A 21,278-nucleotide genomic window follows, 5' to 3' on the forward strand; every position below is an offset into this window, starting at 1 on the left:
GTAGTCTCTGCCCGCGTCGCGCCAAGGGAGGACACATGGTCGGTACAGCGCATCGGAACACCGGTGTGGAAGGTGTGGAAGGGGGTGTCGGCCTGACCGCTCTCCTGGTCGCCGCGGCACGGGCGATCGAGACCCACCGCCACGACAGCCTGGCCCGGGACGTCTACGCAGAGCACTTCGTGCGCGCCGCACCGGCGTCCGCGGGCTGGCCGGTGCGCATGCAACAGGTCCCGGACGGGGACGCGAGCCCGCTGTGGGGGCGATTCGCGCGGTACTTCGGTCTGCGGACGAGGGTCCTCGACGACTTTCTCCTCCGGTCGGCGCACGCGGGGGGCGCCCGCCAAGTGGTCCTGCTCGGGGCGGGGCTGGATGCGCGGGCGTTCCGCCTCGACTGGCCTCCCGGCTGCGTGATCTTCGAGATCGACAGGGAAGAAGTGCTGGCGTTCAAGCACAAGGTGCTCGGCGGGCTGCCGGCCACGCCGAAGGCGGCGCGCGTACCGATCCCGGTCGATCTGCGCGCCGACTGGGTCACCGCGCTGACCGACGCCGGCTTCGATACGGCCGCACCGAGCGTCTGGCTGGCCGAGGGGCTGCTGTTCTACCTGCCCCACGCCGCCGAGACGTACCTCATCGACACGGTGGACCGGTTGAGCGCGGGGGGAAGCGCTCTGGCATTCGAGGTCAAGCTCGACAAGGACCTGAGGCAATGCCGCGACAGCCCCCTCTACACCTCGACGAAACAGCAGATCGGCATCGACCTGCTCGCCCTGTTCGACGGCGAGCCGCGCCCCGACTCCGCGGGCCGTCTGGCGGGCAAGGGCTGGTCCACATCGGTCCACACCCCCTTCGACTTCACCCGCCGGCACGGCCGCGGCCCGCTGCCCGAACAGAACGACGCGCTGGCGGGCAACCGGTGGGTATTCGCGGACAAGCCCCGGCCGTAAGGCCGCCGTTGGGCGCGCCGGCTGCCGCCCGCGCGGCGGACCTGCCCGACGGTGCCAGGGCCGGAGCCGACCCCAGGGGGCAACCACCACAGGGGCGGCGCGCGGGGGCCGGCTCCACGGTGCGGAACTGCCAGGCCGGCACTTCCTCCTTGCCCGGCCTGACCGCGGGGCCGTGCTTCGGCGAACGACTTGCCCCGATCGTCAAGCGAGTTGGGCTGTCACGCTGAGGGGAGTGCGGACAGGAAGCGGTCGATGGCCGCCGTCACTTCCTCGGGGTGTGTGGCGCAGCTGGCGTGTGGCGCACCGTCGATCACCACGGGCGGGCTTGCGTGCGGCAGTGCCGACGCCCACTGGCGTGTCTGGGCCACGCTGATGCCGGCGTCTCCGCTCCCGTGCACCACCAAGGCCGGTGCCGTGATCTCGGGCAGGCGGGGCGAGAGATCATCTCGTTCGGCCACGGCGCGGAACGGGTGCGCACACTGTGCCGGAGTCTGCTTCATCCATTTCTCTGTCCACGGTTCGAGCCGGCCGCCGCCGAACATCCCCTGGCCGAACAGCTGGCAGAGTTCGCGCGTCGGCCCGGTCGTCTGCCAGGCGTCGGCGAAAGCCTGCTGTTTGCCGGCGGAGTACTGTTCCTGGCCGTACGGCGTGGTGTTGATGAGGACCAGCCCGGCGATCCGCCGGGGTGCCAGCAGGGCTGCCGACAGTGCGACGAACCCGCCCATACTGTGGCCACCGATGACGGCCCGGTCGATGCCGAGCGCGTCGAGGAGCGCGATGAGATCCCGGGCGTTGTCCCACAACGAGAACGGACGTCCGTCGTACTCGGTGGCCCCGTGCCCGCGCGCGTGCCAGGTGATCACGCGGTACCGGTCGGACAGCGAGCCGGCCTGCCCGGAGAAGATCGAGGAATCGAGCAGGAAGCCATGCCCGAGTACCAGGGGAAGACCCTGCCCGACATCGTCGTAGGCGATCGTGGGTCCGGTGGAAAGCGTGGCGAACTGCGTCATCTCTGATCTCCGGCCAGGTCGGCACCGCATAGCTGCACGAGCGCGGGGCGCGTCACGGTATGCCCGGTACACACGCGGCAGCTACACAACGCTCCAATGCGTGACACAAGAGTACAGGGTATATTGATGCATGTGTCAAAGGATGAGTTCCACCCACCCGCACCGGCGCCCCCCGACCTCGTCCAGGCGGCCCTGCGCGCGGCCCGGACGCGCAACGCGGCCGTCGCCGACGTGTCCATGCAGGCCATCGCCAAGGAAGCCGGCATCTCCCGCAGCACCCTGCTGCGCCGCCTCGGCGGATCCCGGCAGGCCCTCGATGAAGCGGTGCGAGCCGCCGGCGTCGATCCCGGCGGCCGGAAACCCGTACGCGAACGCGCCATCGAGGCCGGCGCCGCACTGATCAGCAGCGACGGCCTGGCCGCACTCTCGCTCGAACGCATCGCCGCGGCGGCCGACTGCTCGGTGCACAGCCTCTACGCCGCCTTCGACGGCCGGGACGGGGTACTCCAGGCCATCTTCGAGCGGTACAGCCCGATCGTCGACGCCGAAGCAGTCCTGGCCGCCCACCCCACCGACCTCAAGGCCACGGTCCGCGAGATCTACGCACACATGGCGGCCGCGCTCACACGCGAACCCCGCGTCATGCCCGCCCTCTTCGCCGAGCTCCTGGCCCGGCCCCAAGACACCTCCCTGCAACCCCTCATGCACTACGCCTTCCCCCGCCTCCTCTCAGGCATCGGCACCTGGCTCGCTTCCGAGATACAGGCCGGCCGCATCCGCGACATGCCGCTGCTGCTGCTCATCCAGCAGCTGTCGAGCCCATTGATCATGCATCTCCTGCTCAGGCCGGCCACCGAACACGCCGCCGATGCGCCGGTCCCTCCCGTCGCAGAGGTCTGCAACACCTTCGCCGACGCCTTCGTCCGCGCCGTCGCCGTCCCCCACCCCTAGCCGCCGAAGGCCGGCCGTCTGCCGTCGCCGGCGCGGCACCGACGGCGGCCTGCGGAGCGCACGCGCTCCCTCACCCTCCCCGCGCGCGATGGCTCCTGCGGTAGTCCCGGGGCGTCGTGCCCGTGCGGGCCCGGAAGTGGTGGCGCAGGGACGCCGGAGACGCGAAGCCCGTGTCCGCCGCCACCTGCTCCACGGGGATGTCCGTCTCCTCCAGCAGGCGCTGGGCCTCCTGGAGACGGGCGCGCAGGAGGTACCGGCGCGGACTCAGGCCGGTATGCGCGCGAAAGCGGCGGGAGAGGCTGCTGGGGCTGGTACGGGCGTGGGCGGCGAGGTCCGCGAGGGTGAGCGGGGCCTGGAGACGGGACCGCATCCAGACGAGGGTGGGCTCCAGCCCCGCGCTCTGGGTGAGCTCCCGCGCGATCGTGTCCTGCACATCGTCCGCGTACGGATGCAGCGGCGCGATGAGCTCCCGGGACGTCTCCCCGGCCACCCTTCGGCCATGGTCCCGGGCGAGGAGATGCAGGCAGACGTCCATGCCCCCGAAAACGCCCGCCGCCGTGAGGAAGGGCCCGTCCTCGACCACCGTGCCGAGCGGGTCGACGCTGACACGGGGGTGGCGCGCCGCCAGCTCCTCCATCCCTCTTTTCGGAGGGAATCCCTGCCTTCAGGCGGGGAGGGAATCCGATCCTGGGCCCGGAGGCGCGGGGCGCCGGAGTTCTCTGCCTCTTTGTCGTGACGGTCAGGTGGGCCGCTTCTGGTTCTCGATGTAGTCCTTCACCATCTGAAGTGGTGCGCCGCCGCATGATCCGGCGAAGTAGGAGCCGGACCAGAAGCGGCCGTGCACGGTTGCGCGGTTGACGCGGCCGGTGAACTCGGCGCGCAGGTACCGCGAGCTGACGCCCTTGAGGCTGTTGACCAGGCTGGAGAGGGCGACTTTCGGCGGGTAGTGCACGAGCAGGTGGACGTGGTCCTCTTCACCGTTGAACTCGATCAGGTCCGCTCCGAAGTCGGTGCACACGGCCCGCATGATCTCTTCGCAGCGCGTCAGCATCTCGTCGTTGAAGACGTTGCGTCGGTATCTGGTGACGAACACCAAGTGTGCGTGAAGGTCGTAAACTACGTGACGGCCGCGCCGCACATCGGGGTTTGGTTCCCAGCGTGGTGACATGTACCAAGGCTAGTGCGGTCGACGGAACCGACGCGAAGGAGGTGGGCCAAGGTGATGCGGGCGTACAAGTTCCTCATGCGGCCCACCGTCCGCCAGGAGCAAGCGCTCGGCGAGATGCTGAGCGATCACTGCTCGCTGTACAACGGGGCGTTGCAGGAACGCCGCGACGCCTACCGGCACCCGTCGAAGACGAACATCACGTACGGGATGCAGTCCGCGCAGCTCAAGGAGATCCGGGGGTTCGACCCGGAGCGTCAGGGGCGCTGGTCCTTCTCCTCGCAGCAAGCGACGCTGCGCCGTCTCGACAAGGCGTTCGCGGCGTTCTTCCGGCGGGTCAAGTGCGGCCAGACGCCCGGCTACCCGCGCTTTCGCGGAGTCAACTGGTTCGACACGGTGGACTTTCCCAAGGACGGCGACGGCTGCCGCTGGGACTCCACTCCGCACGACCCCGTCACCCGCGTCCGATTTCAGGGCGTCGGGCACGTCAAGGTGCACCAGCACCGGGCAGTTGCCGGCAACGTCAAGACCGTGTCCGTCAAGCGCGAGGGCCGTAAGTGGTTCGTCGTGCTGACCGCCGAGCAGGCCCAGCCCGAACCGCTTGCGCCGACCGGCTCGGTGGTCGGCATCGATCTGGGGATCGCCAACTTCCTCGCCGACTCGGGCGGCTCCTTCGTCGCCGGCCCGCGCTACGGCCGGAAGGCCGCCGAGAAGCTCGAAGCCGCTCAACAGGCGCTGTCACGGTTCCCGCGTCGCAAGGCCCACGATCGGACGGCCAACCACCAGCGTGCCGTGGAGAAGGTCGCCAAGCTGTACGGCAAGGTCCGGCGCCAGCGCCTGGACCACGCGCACAAGACCGCCCTCGACCTGGTCCGTGAGCACGACTTCATCGCGTACGAAGACCTCAAGATCCGCAACATGAGCAAGACCCCTGCGCCGAAGCCCGACCCCGATCAGCCAGGCAACTTCCTGCCCAACGGGGCCGGATCGAAGGCGGGGCTGAACCGCTCGATCGCCGATGCCGGATGGGGGGTGTTCCTCGCGATCCTGAACGCCAAGGCTGAAAGCGCCGGGCGGGAAGTGATGGCCGTGGACCCCCGCAACACCTCCCGGCGGTGCCCCGCATGCGGGCACACCGCCAAGGAGAACCGGCCCACACAGGAAAAGTTCTCCTGCATCTCGTGCGGCCACAACGCGCACGCGGACACAGTGGGAGCGATCAACGTTCTACGGGCCGGGCTGGTCCGTCGCGAAGCCCAACCGGCATAGCGAGAAACCCCCCTCAGGGGGTGGAGGAGTCACGAAGGGGTAGCGCTCGGTCGAGTCCTGCCCCCTGACGATGGCCCCGGCACTGCCGGTCATCGCCGTGGCGCCGAGGAAGGCCGTCACACCGGCCGTCGCGAGAGCGCTCATGAGCAGGCGCCGCCGGCGGCGGGGCAGGGAATCGGCGGGGTGGTACGGGTGGGGCATGGAGCGGCCTTTCACAGTGAACCGGAGCGGCCGGAATCTTGCCTCCGGCCCTGATCACCGCCATCCTCCGTGGCCGGCCAAGACCGAAACAGCGGCCCGGATGTCACCCTCGGCTAAATTCTGGACATGCCAGCGATCGCCGTCCTGGCCCTCGACGGGGTCCCCGGGCACCAGCTCACCGCCCCGCTGTCCGCGTTCGCCACCGCGGCACGCCACCACCCTCCGGTCGCCTACGACGTGCGCGTCTGCGCCGCCCCGGGGTTCACAAGGACGGGCGGACCCGGCGCGTTCCGCCTCCGGACCCCCTGGGGCCTGGAGGGGCTCGACGGTGCCGACACCGTGCTCCTGCCGGGGCACGACGCGTTCCGGGACGCGCCGCCGCACGACCTCGTCGAGGCCCTCCACGCCGCCGTCGCGCGCGGCGCCCGCGTCGGCACCGTCGGCACCGGCACGTTCACCCTCGCGGCCACCGGACTCCTCGACGGCCGCCGCGCCGCCACCAGCCGCCGGCACACGGAGGAACTCGCCCGCCGCCACCCCCGTATCGCCGTCGACCCCGAGGGCGCCGTCGTCGCGGACGGCCCCTTCCACAGCGCCGCCGGTGTACTCGGCGGCGTCGACCTCTGCCTCCGTCTGATCACCCTGGACCACGGCGTGCCGGTGGCGATCGAGACGGAACGGCAGCTGTTCCTGCGACTCCACGACCAGACCGGCAACCCCGCACCGACGACCGGGCCCGACGCCCGCGACCCGGCGTCCGGCCACTCACCCCACCCCGCCCCCGGCACGGCGAACACCGCGCAGGCCGACGCCGCGTACAACGCCGTCACCCCGCCCGGCGGCAGCCTCGAACCCCTCACCCGGTGGATGCAGGCCCACCTGCACGAACCACTGACCCTCGCCGACCTCGCCGCGCAGACCGGGCTCGGCGTGCGCAGCCTCACCCGGCGCTTCCGCACCGAGACCGGCCTCACCCCGCTCCAGTACCTTCTGCGCGCCCGTATGCAACGAGCCCAGCGACTCCTCGAACGCACCGACGACCCCGTCGAGCGCATCGCGCTCCGAACCGGCCTCGGCACACCCGCCAACCTGCGCCACCACTTCCAGCGCCTGACGGGTACCAGCCCCACCACGTACCGCGCGGCGTTCCGGGCCCTCGTCTCCGGCGTCACCTGGCCGGAGCGCGAGGACACCGGGGGAGCGGAAACCGAGCACGAAGAGCACAACCACCCGCACACGGAACGCAGTTGACGCCTCCGGCCTTATGCGGCCGGGCCCGCCGACGCCGCGTACGCCCCCGCTCCCAGCGGCTCCGAGTTCCCCGATTCCGCTACGACGCCCGCCCGCCCGGAACGCCACTCCGCCTGCCGCACCACCGAACCGGTCCCTCTCCCGGCACGACAGTCTCGTCCCACCGCCCCTACCCCCCCCGTTGAGCACCTACCTGGACGGAGGGGCCCACCAGAGCGCCACCGTCACACCGGCCATCGACCGCCAGTCACACCGTCCATCGACCGCGACCGCGACCGCGACCGCGACCGCCACTCGACGCTCGACGCCGTCCGCATCGCCGACACGCTCCGCGACAGCCCGCCTGGGCGGTGCGGCGGTCCCCGCAGACCGCGAAGGCGCCCACCCCGACCCCCGCGCCCGCGAAGGAGGCGGGCGGAAAGGGGCCGGGCCGGACACGCACGGCGTGAGACCCCCGCGCCCGCGAAGAAGACGGTCCGCGACAGACGGTCCGCGACGTCCCGGACATCACGGCGCGCTCCCCGTGGACCGTCCCCAGCGGAACGCCGACGACCCGGAGGACGAGGACGTCCGTGCCGCCTTCACCGGGCAGCCCTCCGTCGTCCACGCGATCAACCCGCTCACCTGGAACCTGTCCGCCCTGGGCATCGTCTGCACCGGTCGGCCACCCGTGACAACGCCCGTCCCCGGCATGGCAACGATGCATGGCAACGATCCTGTCGGCGCATTCGCGGGGGCGTTACTGATCGACATGTGTGCTTCCGTCCGGCATGCGAGGCTGGGCGAAGCCCAATCTCTCCGATCTCTCCCTGAGGAGTGACCTCCCATGGGCATGAAGGACAAAGCGCAGCAGGCACGTGAACAGGCCGATTCGAAGCTGCGCGAGGAGAGGAAGAAAGCCTCGCAGCGCTCGGGCCGCACCGGCAGCAAGAGCGAGGCCAACGACAAGGCGTGGCAGGAGAAGCTGCGCCAGCAACAGGCCGAGCAGGACCGGCGGGACACCTTCGACGAGAACTTCGAAGTCTGAGCGTGTCCGTCGAAAGGGTCGCGCTCTGCGGTGCGGCCCTTCCTGGCGCTGTCCGGAGCCGCCTGCGCCTACCGCGGCTGCGGTTCCTGCCCGCGGTCTCGGTCGCCGAGCCGGCCCGGATGAAGCGGAACCGGACCGCCGCCCACGCGGCACGCGGCGACGGCCTCACCCTGGCCGTCAACACCGTCAACACCGTCAACACCTGGCTCGACAAGTACCCGGACACGGTGTCCGCCCCCGCGCGTTCCTCGTACTGGCCGACCCCACCAGGCCCGACAGCGCTTCGCCCGAACTGATCACCCTGCCCAAGACCCCACCGCCATCCGCGATTTCCTTTGACTTCCCGATTCCGCTCCCGGCGGCGTGCCGGCTGCGGGATGGTCGTGGTGTGTCCGCACCCACGGGTGTGCGGGGCGGTCAGCGGCAGAGCGAAGGGGCGCGGAAGATGCGGAAAGAGTCGTGGGAGATGGACGAGTTCGGGAAGTCGCACGAGGGCCGGGTCGGTGTGCTGCTGGAGGACCGGAGCGTCCCTAAGCCGGTCTATTTCGACTCCAACTCGTCGGGATTCGGGCAGACGAGCGCGTACTGGGCCGTGTACGACGGGCAGCCCTTCTCCGGTCCGCGCGCGCACCTGTTGCGGGCGGTGTGCGCGTGCGGCTGGACTGGCACGGAATATTCGCTCGACTGGGAGCGGATCGGTGACACCCCCCTGGACGAGGACGAGGCGACCCGCAGGGACGCGGACGAATGCCTGAATGACTGGGAAAGGCACATCACGGAAGTGGAGGAGTCGACCGTCGAGATTCCCGGGGAGACCGACGAACTGCTGGAGAGGACGGAGGCTGCCCTCGACCAGCTCACGAGCGAGTCGCCCGCCGCGGCCCTCAAAGCCGCCCGACGCCTGGAGATCCTTGCGAAGGACACCGGCTACTACGCCGCCCGCCACGTCTACCGGTCGATGGAGCCGGAAGAGCTCGGCGCAGCCCTCGGTATCACCGCCGACCAGGCGACGGATCTCCTCGCCCGCTACAGGCGGCGCTAGTACCGCTGTTTTCGTCGCACCGCAGCGGCACCCGCCGCCATGGACAACACGAAGTCCCGGGCGGGCCGGACGCCCTCCCAGGCCGGGCGGGGCCGGCGCCCGGCCGGTGGCCGGTCGCGGGCGACGAAGGGGGAGCTGATGGCAGGGAAGCGCAAGACCACCCGGCGGGGCGGGGTCGTCGAATGACCCGCGCGGCGATGTGCTGCGCGTGCTCGGAGTGTGGAAGGCAGCCACGGCCGATCAGATCCAGCGGATCGCTTCTCCGCACCTGAGCAACGGCACACGGCGAAGAAGACGCCGTCCGTTGCGGAAGACGGCCCGCACCGCTTTCGTACACCGGTCCCGGCACGGTGGCCCAGACCTTCACCACCGTCCCCGGCGCGAACTACACCGTCACCTACACCCTGGCCGGCAACCCCGGAGGCGCGCCGACCCTCAAGACCGGCGGCGCCCTCATCAACGGGCAGGACTTCCAGGAATTCTCCTTCAACACCACCGGCGAGTCGTTCACGAACATGGGATACGCCGACCGGCAGTTCACCTTCCGGGCCACCAACTCCACGACCACCAGCGGCTTCGCCAGCACAACAGCGAACCGCGCATACGGCCCGGTCCTCGACGCCGTCCGGATTGAGCGCTGCGCACCCTGCCCGACCTGCGCCAACGAATGACAGGCCCGTCACGCGGGCAGGGCGAGACCAAGGGGCCCTGACCGCCTGACGTTCGCCCCGCCGGTTCGTGCAGCGGCCGCAGCCGGTCTCAGGGCCCGCGTGGGGCCGCTCGTGGCCGGCCCAGCCACGGATGTCCGATGTCGCGATGTCGCGATGTCGGTGGCCGACCGGCCATGGGCGCGCCGACTACGGCACGAACTCCACCGACGACCGGCGGAAGGCAGCCCACCTGGCCGACCGGGACGCACCACGGGCCACCCACCCCCATCTGTGCGACGACTGCAAGCGCCGGGCGGCCACTGCCACACGCCAGGCCGAGCAGGACGAGCGGGCCGAGTGGGACGAGTGGGTCAGTGCCGGCGCCGGCTTCCGGATCAGCGTGCCGCTGCCGGGACGAACAGGACGCCACGGCCGCACCGGACGCCGCCAGTGACGCCGCTGCCGCCGCCGCGATGCCCCACCGCGCCACCGTCACCCCCTCTCCGACTGCGGGAGGGGCCTTCGGCCGTGGAAGAGGGGACCTTTGGACAAGGAGAGGCGTAGACGGGGCGAGGAGCATGGAAACGCGCCACCCACCCCGGACGGAGTACCACCACGTGCCCCCTGCACAGACCGCCGCCGTGATCCGGCGGATCGAACCCGTCGGCGCCTACCACCGGCTCACCCTCGACGCCCCCGCCGCAGCCACCGCCGACGTCCGCCCCGGCCACTTCGGAGCCCTCGCCATCGGCGGCCCCACCTCCGCCACCCTGCTACGCCGCGCCTTCTCCATCCACCGGGCGGACCCCACCGCGGGCACGATCGAGTTCGTCTTCGCCGAGCACGGCGCCGGCACCCGCGCCCTCGCCCGGCACCACCCGGGCGACACCGTCGACCTCATCGCCCCGCTCGGCACGCCCTTCCCGCTGGACGGCGGACCACAGCGGGCCGTCCTGGTCGGCGGCGGATACGGCAGCGCCCCCATGGCCACCCTCGCCGAAGCCATCCTCGCCCGCGGCGGACAGGTCGCCTTCGTCCTCGGCGCCGCCACCGCCGACCGGCTGTTCGGCGTCGCCGAGGCCCGCGCCCTGTCCCCGCACGTCCACGTGGTCACCGACGACGGCTCCGCGGGGGAGCGCGGCCGGGTCACCGGGCCGCTGCCCGCCGCGATGGCCGCGATCGGCGCCACCGACGTGCACTCCTGCGGCCCCATGCCGATGCTGAAAGCCGTCACCGCCCTCGCCGCCGCCGCGGGCGCCCGCAGCCACACCGCCGTCGAGGAGGCCATGGCCTGCGGTATCGGCCTCTGCATGAGCTGCGTTCTGCCGGTCACCGGCGCCGACGGCGTGCCCCGCTTCCTGCGCTCCTGCACCTCCGGGCCGGTGTTCGACGGCACCACCGTCCGCTGGGACGACACGGGAAGCCTGCCCGCCGGTCTCGAAGGCGCCGCCGCGATGACCCCGTACACCCCGAAGGAGACAGGCCCGGCATGAGTCCCCGGCACCCGACCGCACACAGGGATCCCATCGACCCGGCCGACATCGACATGTCGGCACCGCTCGGCGCCCGGCGCACCCTCCCCAACCCCGTCCTCGCCGCCTCCGGCTGCGCCGGGTACGGCCGCGAGCTGCACCACTTCACCCCGCTCCACGAACTGGGCGCCCTCACCACCAAGACCGTGATGCCGTACGCCCGCTCCGGCCGGGCCACCCCGCGGATGACCGAGACCCCGAGCGGCATGCTCAACTCCATCGGCCTCCAGGGCTCAGGCGTCGACCACCTCGTCGCCGACGAACTGCCCTGGCTCGCCGAGCGCGGCGCCCGGGTACTGGTCTCGGTCGCGGGGGAACGCACGGAAGAGTTCGCCGAGACAGCCGCCCGGCTGGCCGGCCAGCCGGGCGTGGTCGGCATCGAGGCCAACATCTCCTGCCCCAACGTCGCCGACCGCGGCCTCGTCTTCGCCTGCGACCCGGACGCCTCCTTCGCCGCGGTCCGCGCCGTCAAAGCGGCGGCCGGGCCGGACCTGCCGGTCTACGCCAAGCTCACCCCGGACGTGACCCGGATCACCGACATCGCGGCCGCCTGCACCGAGGCCGGGGCGGACGGACTCTCGATGATCAACACCGTGCTCGGCATGGCGATCGACACGCACACCTTCCGCCCGTCGCTCGCCGGCGTCACCGGCGGCCTCTCCGGGCCCGCGATCCGCCCGGTCGCGGTCCGCTGCGTGTACCAGGTGTACGCAGCGATGCGGAGCGGCGCGCTCCGGCAGGTCCCGTTGCTCGGCATGGGCGGCATCGCCTCCGCACGGGACGCGCTGGAATTCATCCTGGCCGGCGCCTCCGGAGTCGCCCTCGGAACCGCCCTGTTCAATGACCCCTCGCTGCCGCTGAAGGTCCGTGACGGCCTGCGACGAGCACTCGCCCGGCACGCGATCCACTCGTTCGCCGAAGCGGTGGGGCTCGCCCATCACCCACCCGAAGACGGCGCCCGGCTGCGCCGGACCCCGGCATGACGCTGCCCGCACCGCCGGGGGCCTGTTGAGCCGACGCGGAGCGCGGCGCCGGTGTTACCACCGGTCCGCCGCTCCGTTTGCAGCGCACCAGGGCATCCACGTGACGGGCACGCCCGCGTCATGGCCACCGACGCCCAGCACCACGCGCGGCAACTGCCCGAGGACAACCCCGCCGCGCCCTCGCCGGCACCGTCCGCGAGGAAGCCGAACGACGGCCGGCCGTCCCACTCGAGGACACACGGCCTGCGCCCAGGACCGCGCCCGGCGGTCCGCGGCCGACGCCGGGCATGGCACGGACCACCCGCCGACCGCTGAGTCGCCGATGTGAGAAATCCTGAGATCGCCACTACTTGAGAGCCACTCTGGGGTGTGTAAGGAATCAGGCTCTGTTCCGTAGTCGGTGGTGATGGTACGTGATGGGTATCGTTGGCATCACATGCGAGATGTGAACTCCCTTGTGGGGACAGTGTTTTCGGGGCTTTCGGTGCTGGTCGTCGAGGACGTGGCGGACTATGGCGAGGTGATCCGGGTCGTGGCCCGGACCCGGGATGTCCCGGTGCCCTGCCCGGTGTGCGGGGTGCCGACGCAGAAGGTGCACGGGTATCACGGCCGGACGGTGGCGGACGTGCCGGTGGACGGCCGCCGAGTCGTGGTGCGCGTCCGGGTCCGGCGCCTGGTCTGTCCCGTCCTGGGCTGTCGGCGACAGACCTTCCGCGAGCAGGTCCCCGGGCTGCTGGAGCGCCATCAACGCCGCACCGCGCGTCTGACCGGCCAGGTTTCGGGGGTGGTCAAGGAGTTATGCGGCCGGGCGGCCGCCCGGCTCACCCGCGTCCTGGCCGCGCCGCTGTCCTACGCCACCGCCCTGCGTCTGCTGCGGCGCATCCCCACGCCGGCCGTGCGGATCCCGCGGGTGATCGGGGTCGACGACTTCGCCCTGCGCCGTCGGCAGCGCTACGCCACAATCATCATCGACGCCGAGACCGGCCAGCGCGTCGACGTGCTCCCCGACCGTGAGGCCGCCACCCTGGAAGCCTGGCTGCGCCAGAAGCACGGGATCGAAGTCGTCTGCCGGGACGGCTCGGCCGCCTATGCCGAAGCAATCCACCGGGCACTGCCCGACGCGGTGCAGGTCAGCGACCGCTGGCATCTGTGGCGCAACCTGTGCGACAAAGTCCTGGCCGAGGTCCGCGCCCACGCCCCGTGCTGGGCGACCGCCACCCCGCCCCGCCCCGGCGGGGTCCGCGAGCAGACCACCCGCGAACGCTGGCACAAGATCCACCAACTCCTCAGCCAAGGCGTCGGCCTGCTCGACTGCTCCCGCCGCCTCGGCCTGGCCCTGAACACCGTCAAGCGCTACGCCCGCATCCCCGAACCGTCGGCCCAGCGGATCGCCCCGGCCTACCGGCCCACCCTGGTCGACCCCTATCGCGACCACCTGCGCACACGGCGCGCAGCCGACCCCGGTGTGGCCGTCACCCAGCTCTTGCGCGAGATCAAGGAGCAGGGCTACACCGGTAGCGCGAACCTCCTGGTCCGCTACCTCAACCAGGGACGCGCCGAAGGTGACCGGCCCGTGACCACCCCGCGCCGCGCCACCCGGCTCCTACTCACCCACCCCGAACACCTGCGCACCAAGGAGACCGCCCTCCTGGCCGCTCTCACCGCCGCCTGCCCCGAAATGGCCGAACTCGCCACGCGCGTGCGCGAGTTCGCCGAACTGCTCACCCCGGCCACGGGCAACGACGCGAAGCTCACCGAGTGGATCACCGCAGTCCGGGCCGCCGACCTGCCCCACCTGCAGACCTTCTGCAACGGCCTCGAACTCGACCGCGCAGCCGTCAACGCCGGCCTCACCCTGCCCTACCACAACGGACGCACCGAGGGCGTCAACAGCCGCACCAAGAGAATCATGAGGCAGATGCACGGCCGAGCCGGATTCGACCTCCTCCGCCACCGCATCCTCCTCCCATGAGCAGAACGCAGCGTCACCACCGACTACGGAACAGAGCCGGATTCCTGATAGACCTCCACTCTGACCAGCAGGGATTGTGGGAGCCTCGGGACTTCCGGCGTCTCATCGTAGGGCGTTTGAGCTGCATGTTTGTTAGATGTTCGCTGTAGATAAAGCTCTGGCCTGGAGTTTAGATGTGGGTCTGGAAAGTAGTAGAGATCGTGGGATTCTCATTACTGCAGCGGTGTTGTGGCGGGTTTGAGGTGCTGATGTCGGCGGCTTGATGCGCGAGTCGTGAGGAACCTCAGCGGGCTGCTCAGCATGCCTCACAGTCCCGGCGAGCTGTTGGCAGCGGTAGCTCGATGGAGTTCTCGGGCGGATTGTTTCTGGCTGCGGTGTCCAGGAGCGTCGACAGCGAGCAGGCATCTGAGTCGCAGCTGAAGCTGGGCGGCATCTCTGAGGTCACGCCCCCACGGGTCGGCTCGTGACTACGCCGGGATCTTCGGGCGGCTTGTCGATGATGCCCGGTCCATCGGTGATGCCCACATGATCGAACGCGGCCATACGCCGGACGTCGGCACGGGGCTGTTCGGAGCGGACTCCAGTCGCCGCAATCGCCAGGCACGCCCGCCGGCAACGGCGCCGGCGATGGACACTGGATCGCCCTCAATGAGTCCGGCTACAACGGCGATCAGCTGCACGGCGGTGACCGATACATGATCCTCGGCTCAGCGACATCGACGACACGAGGCCGCCGGCATCGTCGACATGCTGCGTCGCGGGGGCCGGGATCCAGAAAACGGCGCAAGAGGTGAAGCTCCAGAAGACGTCCGCCGGCGACGGTGCCGGACCGCGCCGCCGACTCCTTAACCGCTATGCACCGGCGGGCCGTTGAGCGACCGTGCCTCGGTCTACGTGATCAACAAGCACTACTTCGTCGCCTCCAAGCTCGTCGACCTGCTACTGGGAGAGCGATTCCACAACCTGGGCCACGACATCGTCCGCAACGGCGTGGCTCGGTAGATAGCCCTGGACCTGGCCAACGAGGAGGTCCGAGTACTGGGACTCGACCGCTTTGACCGGCTCGTCGCCACCGCCGTTGTCTTCTTCTCCAAGAGGAACCGCAAGGGCGACCACACACTGCCGAGGGCCTCTACTCGGTCATTCGGGAGTCCTGCGCCTACGCTCGCCGTCGCAAGACTCCACAGGCCAAGAAGGCCGCATCAGGTTCTGGAAAAGCTGCGCGCAGCTCGCCCGGAGGCGGAAGCGTTCGCTGGACAACGCCTACCCGAGGCCACACCGGCTGGCCCGGACGGCCCTCTGGACGACAGCCTGGATCCCCTCGTCACCGCCGTGCCCGCTCTCATCCTCCATGCAGCCAACCGCCAGGAACGATCCGAAGGTCACCCCTGCCCCGGACCTGGTCAACAAGGCAACGGCCGAACGAATGAACCTGAAACCCCGTCAACCCCTCCCGACCAGCTGATCAGCGCCTCCCGCACACCGGGGGAACCTCAACCCGCCCACAAGGCCAAAGGCCGAGAGTGGCCGAGCGTGAAGATCGCCGAGGACTTTCAACCACCCCGCGACAGCAACCAGCGCGACGACGCAGGCTCCCCCTACCCCAACCGATCGACGACGGCGAAGCCCGCCTCGCCTACGTCGCCGTGACCCGCACCCGCACCCGCACCCGCCTCGACCTCGGCGGCCTCTCCTGGATCAACGACCACCCCGACGGAAACCCGCTCACTGCTGACCAAGACCCAACCCACCACGCTGACCCGACCTGAACAGCCAGGCATAAGCGTTGACGACCGCAGCACCACCATGGACACGACGACACCCGCGCAGAACTCGTCGACACACGGTGTCTGAGGACTGTGAGGGCACACTTGCCACATCGGCACTGAACCCGCTGCGGGACCGCAGCGAACACATCGGCAACGAACGCGCTCGGCTGCCGCCTGCTGGTGTAGACCTCTTTGGCTGATCCCCGGAGTCCAGTGCCGGAGCCCCATCCCAGGCGGGGCACTGTGCCGACCAGACCGTCGGGCCGCAGCGCGGCCCTTCCGGCACGGTCAGATGCAGGCTCCGTCTCGCGCACCCGTAGCCGAAACGATGGTAGGGCGCGCTCTCGGCGGCGAAGAGTACGGACAGCGCTCGCCGCCGCGGACCGCCCCGTCCGTGGCCGCGGCCAGTGCGCTCGTATACAGGTCGGCAAGGTGGCGCCGGAGCGTTGTGGTGAAGGTCCCCGGCGACGGTGGGTAAGGAGGGCGCCGACCCTGATGACGCCCGCTACGGGTATGGCGATGCCGCCGGGTGTGGTCATGGTGAGCGAGCACGCGCACAGGGATCCGGCCAGCGGCTCTGGCCCCGGCCCCGACGACGAGCGACCATTCCGGTTCGAACGGTTCCCGGGTGAAAAATCGCTTCGTGGGAAACGTGGTGTCGAACGCGTAGCGGCAGAGGCGGAGTGCCCCGCCGCCGAAGCCAGAACGCTGACTCGCGGTGTGGCGCTGGCGTACGGGAGCCGTCAATTGCACATCCAACGCACAGCGGCACGCCGCGTTATTTGAGCTTGGCGTAGGCCTCCCGGACATCGGCCGCTACGCGGCCACGGTCGTTGACATGGTAGCCGTTCCGCTTTGCCCAGCTCCTGATTGCCGCGGTGTCATCGCTGCCGGCAGAACCATTGCGAACGGCTTTTCTTGCTTTCCCTGCCTTCCGGCCCACCTTCGTGAAGGGTGCGACGGCTTCCAAGAGCTGGTCGTAGCTGTCTGGCCCCAAGTCCAGTTCGTACGTCACACCGTCAAGTGAGAGGGTGTGACTGGCAGCCTCAGAGGTCTCTTCGCCTGTGAGGTCATCGATATAGATGGTGACAATTTTCTGAGCCATGAGTGGATTGTAGGGCCATCCGAGTGCTACATGCCGCGATGTAAACATCGCCGGTCCAACTGGAAGAATCTGTGTCGCAGCTACTGTGCGAGCCGCTGGCTGTCGACCGACGACGATATGGTCTTTCTCAGGTGCGAGAAGGTATGGACCAGCTGCTACCTGTACCGCGGAAACAAGCCCCCTTGCCCTGGGGCAGCGGGACCACGACAGCAACGGCCGTCTGAGAATACCTGTGGAGAGCCGGACGCTTGGAGCGCGCACGTTCTTGTCGAAGCCGGGATGGCGCGGCGACCGGGAGAGATCAGCCGGACCGGTCCGAGCAGGGTGCTCCCGTAGACGGTGGCGGCCTGGTGGATAGCGGCCGAGGTGGTGTAGCCCGCATCCACCAGGTGCTCTGCCGGAAGGAGATCGCGTTCGGCCAGTGCGTGGTGGATCTCCTCGACCATCGAGATGTCCTGTTCGGGGGCCGTCTGGATGGCCACGTGGACGATCACCTTCGGTCCGGCGTCGCACGTCTCGGTCTGGTGATCTTTGTAGCCGACCCAGGCCGTCTTGCCCGGACGGTGGACGAAGCGAGCCTCGCTGTCATGTGGGGTGACGATCTCCATACTGGACCAGGGCACCCTGGCCGATCCCTACATCGAGAAGAAAGGAACAACGAAGAAGCGACCTCCAGGCATGCCTACCTTGAGTGACAAGATCGTCGGGGAGGTGGTGCGCCTGTTGCTTGAGGCGTACGACGAGCCGATCTTTTCTGATCACTCCCACGGGTTCCGACCCGGCCGGGGATGCCACACCGCGCTTGATGAGGTGGTGCGGGCATGGACGGGTAGCCATTGGTTTGTCGAGGGAGATATCTCCGACTGTTTTGGCAGCCTGGACCATCAGGTCCTAATTTCCACCCGAGGCTCTGCGCTCAGTGGGCATGAAAACCGCAGTTCTGGTGACCAGGGTGACAAGAGCGGAGTGACGGGAGACTGTCACGCTCCGATTCTGTGGGAACCCGGAGGTGCGATTCCTCCGGGCCACCCGACCATCAGCATACGGGCCTTGACCGCGGATCGTGCCGCGTTGTATAGAGCCCGGATCCTGGTGACGGCATCACCCTTGGGGCGGGGCGTCCTTGCTTTTCCGTCGATGGATTCGGGTTGTGGCGTGGGTAGTGGGTGGTTGTTCTTGGAGGGTGTGCAGGGGTGGTGGGGGTTTGCGGGTTGGTGGTGTGCTTTGGGTTGGAGTGTCTGGGGGAGTGGGGTGGGGTGGTGGGTCTGTGGGTTTTGTTTGTGGTCTGGTGCTGATCTGGTGTTGCTGTTGTGGGGTTGTTGGGTGGGGGTGGCTCTCGGTGGTTGCTTGGAGGTGGTCGCGCCTGTGGAGGCGTTGGTTGTTGCCGGCCGTCGGCAGCGATTTTGCTTCCGTTGCCTGCTCACCTTCGGCTGGGGACCCTGTACTCCTCGCTGAGTGTGGCTGAAGTGGGTGTTTTCTGGCTGGGTTTAGCTTGCTTAGCCTTCTGTTGTGGGGGTGTCTACTTTCGGGGCTCTGGTGTGGGTTCTTGTGTGAGGGAGGGGGTTGGTGACGCCCCCGGTTGGCAGGCTGGAGCCTGCCGGGCCGTGATCTGGCTGGTGTTGGTGGCAGTGGTTCTGCCCGGCTTGTGCCTGTCGTGTGTGAGTTCATGGGGTTGAGGGGCGTCACGTTGAACTGGGCTTTTCTCCGTGTCATGGAGAGGTGGCCTGTCTGTTTACTCGCTGTTCTGGAGAACGGGACCTATCTGTCATGAGTTCCACGATTTTGACTCGCAAGCGCCGTCTCGCTGCGGCCTGTGCCTTCACGGTTATGACTGCTGTGGGTGTTGTCGAGGCCGCCCCTGTCTTGGCTGCGGATAAGGCTCCTGTCGCCGCTGTGCAGGAGGCCGGCGGGAAGCAGGCTGTGACCTCGGAGTCCGGCAAGAAGGACGACAAGCCGGCGCAGCCTCAGCCGAAGCCGTCGCCCGCCGGCCAGCCCAACACCACCGCCACGAGCTCGCCTGGCGCTGACACTCGTGAAGGCGCTCGCGAATTTGAGGAAGACGTCAGGCTCAGCCAGGAGTCTGTACCGGAGGTCGCTGCCGGTGAGACCACTTCCGTGGGAGTTACCATGCAGAACCCTGGCCCCTATCTAGATTTCAAAATCACCTACAAGGCTCCGGAGCACACTACGTTTGCGGAAGCCATGACTTATTGGAACGGCGGTGCCAACAGCAGCGTTCCTTGTTCCCTCAATGGTGACAAGACGGAAATGACGTGTGGCCCATTTCAGCTGGGCGCTGCTGGGCAGGGTGTGCACTCCTTCAAGCTCAAGGTCGATGATGACGCCCCCACTGGAAAGCTCACGGGAGGAAGCCTCCAGCTCGTCAGCAACGCCAACCCGGACATCAAGAGCTCGAAGCTTCCTATCAGTGTGAATGTTCCGATCACGAAGGCTCCGGTGATTGAGTCGCCGGCGGAGGGTGCGACGGTGGGGCAGCGGCCGACGTTCACCGGCACGGGTGTGCCGGGGGCGACGGTGTGGCTGAACAAGGCGTCATCCGGGACCCGGCTGGGTGAGGTGAAGGTCGGGGCGGGCGGCAAGTGGTCGATCTCTGTGAAGGAGGATCTGCCGGAGGGCGACCTTGCGGTGCAGGTCCGTCACGCCGAGTCCCCCGGTGCTCCTTCGGAGACGACCTACTGGTCTGCCAAGCGGAACGTGAAGGTCGAGGCCCTGTCTGCCCCGAAGATCATCAAGCCGGAGGCGGATTCGACGCAGCCTTCCAAGGTGAAGTTCGAGGGCACCGCTGACCGTCTGAAGGGTGTCACCAAGGTCAAGCTGGCCGACAAGGCTTCCGGTAAGGAGATCGGTACTTACAGTGTCGGCTCCACCGGTGATGTCACCGGCAAGTGGTGGATTTCCAACTCGGCGCTGCCGGAATTCAAGCCGGGTAAGCACACGGTGACTGCTACCGGTATCACCGCCGATGGTGAGACCGCGGCGAGCGAGGTGACCTTCAAGGTCCTGGCTGACGCTCCGGCTCCGGTCATCACCAAGCCCACCGCGGGCAGCACGGTGACCGGTCCCCTGGTGAAGTTCGAGGGCACCGCCGACAGTGAGAAGGGCATCCGTAAGGTCAGGCTGGCCGACAAGGCCACTGGTAAGGAGATCGGCACCTACACCGTCGGCTCGACCGGTGACATTGTCGGCAAGTGGTGGATTTCCAACTCGGTGCTGCCGGAATTCAAGCCGGGTCAGCATACGGTGACTGCTACCGGTATCACCGCCGATGGTGAGACCGCGGCGAGCGAGGTGACCTTCACCGTCAAGTAATCTCCCTGCCTCATCGCTGGTGCTCTCGTGGTTTCCTTCCGCGGGAGCACCAGCCGTTGGAGCACCGCCGCCCCGCGGCCACAAAGCACCGTGTTTTTTCCACATGAACGGCTGTGCATGCTGTCCTGGCAGCGGGCCACCGCGAAGTTCTATGACCGCACCGAGGGCCACGGCCGCAGGGAGACCAGGGTGGTGAAGGCACTGACCATTGATGGTCCCGGCTTCCCACACGCGGCCCAGGCCGCGCGGATCACCCGGCACCGCACTGCCGACAAGACAGGGAAACAGACCCGTGAGACGGTCTACGTGATCACGGACCTGACCAGCCGGCAAGGCGTCACCGCAGAAAATCGCTAACTGGCATGGTCACAGTGGGTGATCGAGAACCGGTTGCACTGCGTCCGCGACGTCATCTTCGACGAAGACCTCTCCCCACTGGACACGGCCCGGAGAACATGGCCACGCTGCGCAACCTCGCCGTCGACATACTCCGGCAAGCCGGCCACACCAACGTCGTCGCCGGACTCCGCGAGATGTCCTCCCCCCTTCACCCGCCCACTCGACCTGCTGGACATGTACTGACAAGCAACTACGCCCACAGCAAAGGACCTTGCAACAGACCTGCCCTTGGGGCACTGGTGGCTCGACTGGAAACGACCGCACGAGCGGCGGCGTAGGCGTCGATGGGAGCAGACCTGCCGATACTGCGGCGCTCGGCCTTGTCCGACCGGTTGACCTCGATCATGGTCAGACCGGCCTGTCGGGCCGAGTGTGCGAACCCCGAGCCGTAGGAGGACGTGCCTTCCACCCCGATGGCGGCAATGATGCAATGAGTGGCCAGAAAGGCGATAGCAGCCTTGTATCCAGCGGCCGTTGTGGGAAAATCGGCGTCGGCGAGTTGCCCGCCGCAGTCGGTCACCATGGCGATGTGGACGGTGTCGGCATGGGAGTCCACCCCGTCTATCGCCACGTGTTCGATGACGGCTTCGGAATCCGTTCCTGTCATGCTGGAGATGCCTTCCTGACCGGAGGCGGTTCCAGCCGGCCCGGTGCTGCAACGACCACATCGGGCCGCCC

21 protein-coding genes and 2 pseudogenes are annotated in these 21,278 nt (G+C 68.8%); 17 read left to right on the forward strand and 6 right to left on the reverse strand.

The features are described from left to right. The first annotated feature begins 35 nt into the window (after positions 1–35). Positions 36–944: a class I SAM-dependent methyltransferase gene (locus ACLJWH_RS29135; protein ID WP_411144761.1), complete on the forward strand. Its 909-nt coding sequence runs from the start codon at positions 36–38 to the stop codon at positions 942–944. Between the two features lie 218 nt (positions 945–1,162). Here the strand turns inward: ACLJWH_RS29135 and ACLJWH_RS29140 are convergent, their stop codons facing one another. Next, the gene (locus tag ACLJWH_RS29140; protein WP_411144762.1) at positions 1,163–1,954 is read right to left on the reverse strand and encodes an alpha/beta fold hydrolase; all 792 of its coding nucleotides are present in this window, start codon (positions 1,952–1,954) and stop codon (positions 1,163–1,165) included. Positions 1,955–2,086: 132 nt separating this feature from the next. On the opposite strand from ACLJWH_RS29140, the gene ACLJWH_RS29145 reads away from it, so the two are divergent. After that, entirely contained in the window at positions 2,087–2,905 is an 819-nt protein-coding gene (locus tag ACLJWH_RS29145) for a TetR/AcrR family transcriptional regulator (RefSeq protein ID WP_411144763.1), read from the forward strand. A 70-nt stretch (positions 2,906–2,975) separates the two neighbouring features. Here ACLJWH_RS29145 and ACLJWH_RS29150 read toward each other — a convergent pair whose 3' ends face one another. Together ACLJWH_RS29150 and tnpA are read right to left on the reverse strand one after the other, a co-directional pair. Continuing rightward, positions 2,976–3,542: a GlxA family transcriptional regulator gene (locus tag ACLJWH_RS29150; protein ID WP_411144764.1), complete on the reverse strand. Its 567-nt coding sequence runs from the start codon at positions 3,540–3,542 to the stop codon at positions 2,976–2,978. 102 nt (positions 3,543–3,644) lie between these two features. Further along, complete coding sequence (gene tnpA, locus ACLJWH_RS29155) at positions 3,645–4,073, reverse strand: IS200/IS605 family transposase (protein ID WP_411144765.1); 429 nt, start codon at positions 4,071–4,073, stop codon at positions 3,645–3,647. A gap of 51 nt (positions 4,074–4,124) precedes the next feature. Here tnpA and ACLJWH_RS29160 point away from each other — a divergent pair, with 51 nt between their 5' ends. From ACLJWH_RS29160 to ACLJWH_RS29215, 12 genes and pseudogenes are all read left to right on the forward strand, one after another. Further along, on the forward strand, positions 4,125–5,339 hold the full coding sequence (locus ACLJWH_RS29160) for an RNA-guided endonuclease InsQ/TnpB family protein (protein WP_411144766.1): 1,215 nt from the start codon (positions 4,125–4,127) through the stop codon (positions 5,337–5,339). A 327-nt stretch (positions 5,340–5,666) separates the two neighbouring features. Further along, complete coding sequence (locus ACLJWH_RS29165) at positions 5,667–6,791, forward strand: GlxA family transcriptional regulator (RefSeq protein WP_411144767.1); 1,125 nt, start codon at positions 5,667–5,669, stop codon at positions 6,789–6,791. A gap of 826 nt (positions 6,792–7,617) precedes the next feature. Beyond that, complete coding sequence (locus ACLJWH_RS29170) at positions 7,618–7,818, forward strand: hypothetical protein (RefSeq protein WP_411144768.1); 201 nt, start codon at positions 7,618–7,620, stop codon at positions 7,816–7,818. A 2-nt stretch (positions 7,819–7,820) separates the two neighbouring features. After that, entirely contained in the window at positions 7,821–8,114 is a 294-nt protein-coding gene (locus ACLJWH_RS29175; RefSeq protein ID WP_411144769.1) for a hypothetical protein, read from the forward strand. Between the two features lie 149 nt (positions 8,115–8,263). Continuing rightward, positions 8,264–8,860, forward strand: a complete 597-nt coding sequence (locus tag ACLJWH_RS29180; RefSeq protein ID WP_411144770.1) for a hypothetical protein — start codon at positions 8,264–8,266, stop codon at positions 8,858–8,860. A gap of 350 nt (positions 8,861–9,210) precedes the next feature. Continuing rightward, positions 9,211–9,531, forward strand: a complete 321-nt coding sequence (locus ACLJWH_RS29185; protein ID WP_411144771.1) for a DUF642 domain-containing protein — start codon at positions 9,211–9,213, stop codon at positions 9,529–9,531. Positions 9,532–9,676: 145 nt separating this feature from the next. After that, positions 9,677–9,964, forward strand: coding sequence for a hypothetical protein (locus ACLJWH_RS29190; RefSeq protein WP_411144772.1), 288 nt, complete (start codon positions 9,677–9,679; stop codon positions 9,962–9,964). A 163-nt stretch (positions 9,965–10,127) separates the two neighbouring features. After that, positions 10,128–11,003 carry a dihydroorotate dehydrogenase electron transfer subunit gene (locus ACLJWH_RS29195; protein WP_411144773.1) on the forward strand — a complete coding sequence of 292 codons (876 nt, stop codon included), beginning with the start codon at positions 10,128–10,130 and terminating at the stop codon, positions 11,001–11,003. Continuing rightward, positions 11,000–12,025, forward strand: a complete 1,026-nt coding sequence (locus ACLJWH_RS29200) for a dihydroorotate dehydrogenase (RefSeq protein WP_411144774.1) — start codon at positions 11,000–11,002, stop codon at positions 12,023–12,025. The genes ACLJWH_RS29195 and ACLJWH_RS29200 overlap by 4 nt, the downstream gene beginning before the upstream one ends. 466 nt (positions 12,026–12,491) lie before the next feature. Further along, positions 12,492–13,997 carry an ISL3 family transposase gene (locus ACLJWH_RS29205; protein WP_411144800.1) on the forward strand — a complete coding sequence of 502 codons (1,506 nt, stop codon included), beginning with the start codon at positions 12,492–12,494 and terminating at the stop codon, positions 13,995–13,997. 870 nt (positions 13,998–14,867) lie between these two features. Further along, positions 14,868–14,999, forward strand: a complete 132-nt coding sequence (locus ACLJWH_RS29210) for a hypothetical protein (protein WP_411144775.1) — start codon at positions 14,868–14,870, stop codon at positions 14,997–14,999. Positions 15,000–15,497: 498 nt separating this feature from the next. After that, positions 15,498–15,766: pseudogene (locus ACLJWH_RS29215) on the forward strand (DNA helicase); the annotation flags it as partial. A 778-nt stretch (positions 15,767–16,544) separates the two neighbouring features. Here ACLJWH_RS29215 and ACLJWH_RS29220 read toward each other — a convergent pair. Continuing rightward, positions 16,545–16,871 carry a histone-like nucleoid-structuring protein Lsr2 gene (locus ACLJWH_RS29220; protein WP_411144776.1) on the reverse strand — a complete coding sequence of 109 codons (327 nt, stop codon included), beginning with the start codon at positions 16,869–16,871 and terminating at the stop codon, positions 16,545–16,547. Between the two features lie 155 nt (positions 16,872–17,026). Next, positions 17,027–17,479 carry a hypothetical protein gene (locus tag ACLJWH_RS29225; protein WP_411144777.1) on the reverse strand — a complete coding sequence of 151 codons (453 nt, stop codon included), beginning with the start codon at positions 17,477–17,479 and terminating at the stop codon, positions 17,027–17,029. A 28-nt stretch (positions 17,480–17,507) separates the two neighbouring features. Between ACLJWH_RS29225 and ACLJWH_RS29230 the strand changes: the two are divergent. From ACLJWH_RS29230 to ACLJWH_RS29240, 3 genes and pseudogenes are all read left to right on the forward strand, one after another. Further along, a pseudogene (locus ACLJWH_RS29230) lies at positions 17,508–17,807 on the forward strand (reverse transcriptase/maturase family protein); the annotation flags it as partial. 831 nt (positions 17,808–18,638) lie between these two features. Continuing rightward, a complete protein-coding gene (locus tag ACLJWH_RS29235) occupies positions 18,639–20,201 on the forward strand; it encodes an Ig-like domain-containing protein (RefSeq protein WP_411144778.1) in 1,563 nt (520 codons plus the stop codon). 117 nt (positions 20,202–20,318) lie between these two features. Next, positions 20,319–20,558 (forward strand): hypothetical protein, encoded by a 240-nt coding sequence (locus ACLJWH_RS29240; RefSeq protein WP_411144779.1) that lies wholly within the window; start codon positions 20,319–20,321, stop codon positions 20,556–20,558. A 232-nt stretch (positions 20,559–20,790) separates the two neighbouring features. Here ACLJWH_RS29240 and ACLJWH_RS29245 read toward each other — a convergent pair whose 3' ends face one another. Beyond that, positions 20,791–21,207 (reverse strand): hypothetical protein, encoded by a 417-nt coding sequence (locus tag ACLJWH_RS29245; protein ID WP_411144780.1) that lies wholly within the window; start codon positions 21,205–21,207, stop codon positions 20,791–20,793. Positions 21,208–21,278: the final 71 nt, after the last annotated feature.

It is taken from the genome of Streptomyces sp. x-80, from assembly GCF_046549095.1.
Lineage (GTDB): Bacteria > Actinomycetota > Actinomycetes > Streptomycetales > Streptomycetaceae > Streptomyces > Streptomyces celluloflavus.

What these genes read in the sequence shown, in the direction of transcription:
- tnpA (WP_411144765.1), bottom strand. Translation starts at nt 4,073, where the DNA reads ATGTCACCACGCTGGGAACCAAACCCCGATGTGCGGCGCGGCCGTCAC.
- ACLJWH_RS29140 (WP_411144762.1), bottom strand. Translation starts at nt 1,954, where the DNA reads ATGACGCAGTTCGCCACGCTTTCCACCGGACCCACGATCGCCTACGAC.
- ACLJWH_RS29220 (WP_411144776.1), bottom strand. Translation starts at nt 16,871, where the DNA reads ATGGCTCAGAAAATTGTCACCATCTATATCGATGACCTCACAGGCGAA.
- ACLJWH_RS29225 (WP_411144777.1), bottom strand. Translation starts at nt 17,479, where the DNA reads ATGGAGATCGTCACCCCACATGACAGCGAGGCTCGCTTCGTCCACCGT.
- ACLJWH_RS29190 (WP_411144772.1), top strand. Translation starts at nt 9,677, where the DNA reads ATGTCGCGATGTCGGTGGCCGACCGGCCATGGGCGCGCCGACTACGGC.
- ACLJWH_RS29200 (WP_411144774.1), top strand. Translation starts at nt 11,000, where the DNA reads ATGAGTCCCCGGCACCCGACCGCACACAGGGATCCCATCGACCCGGCC.
- ACLJWH_RS29150 (WP_411144764.1), bottom strand. Translation starts at nt 3,542, where the DNA reads ATGGAGGAGCTGGCGGCGCGCCACCCCCGTGTCAGCGTCGACCCGCTC.
- ACLJWH_RS29170 (WP_411144768.1), top strand. Translation starts at nt 7,618, where the DNA reads ATGGGCATGAAGGACAAAGCGCAGCAGGCACGTGAACAGGCCGATTCG.
- ACLJWH_RS29180 (WP_411144770.1), top strand. Translation starts at nt 8,264, where the DNA reads ATGCGGAAAGAGTCGTGGGAGATGGACGAGTTCGGGAAGTCGCACGAG.
- ACLJWH_RS29135 (WP_411144761.1), top strand. Translation starts at nt 36, where the DNA reads ATGGTCGGTACAGCGCATCGGAACACCGGTGTGGAAGGTGTGGAAGGG.
- ACLJWH_RS29240 (WP_411144779.1), top strand. Translation starts at nt 20,319, where the DNA reads ATGCTGTCCTGGCAGCGGGCCACCGCGAAGTTCTATGACCGCACCGAG.
- ACLJWH_RS29235 (WP_411144778.1), top strand. Translation starts at nt 18,639, where the DNA reads ATGAGTTCCACGATTTTGACTCGCAAGCGCCGTCTCGCTGCGGCCTGT.
- ACLJWH_RS29245 (WP_411144780.1), bottom strand. Translation starts at nt 21,207, where the DNA reads ATGACAGGAACGGATTCCGAAGCCGTCATCGAACACGTGGCGATAGAC.
- ACLJWH_RS29165 (WP_411144767.1), top strand. Translation starts at nt 5,667, where the DNA reads ATGCCAGCGATCGCCGTCCTGGCCCTCGACGGGGTCCCCGGGCACCAG.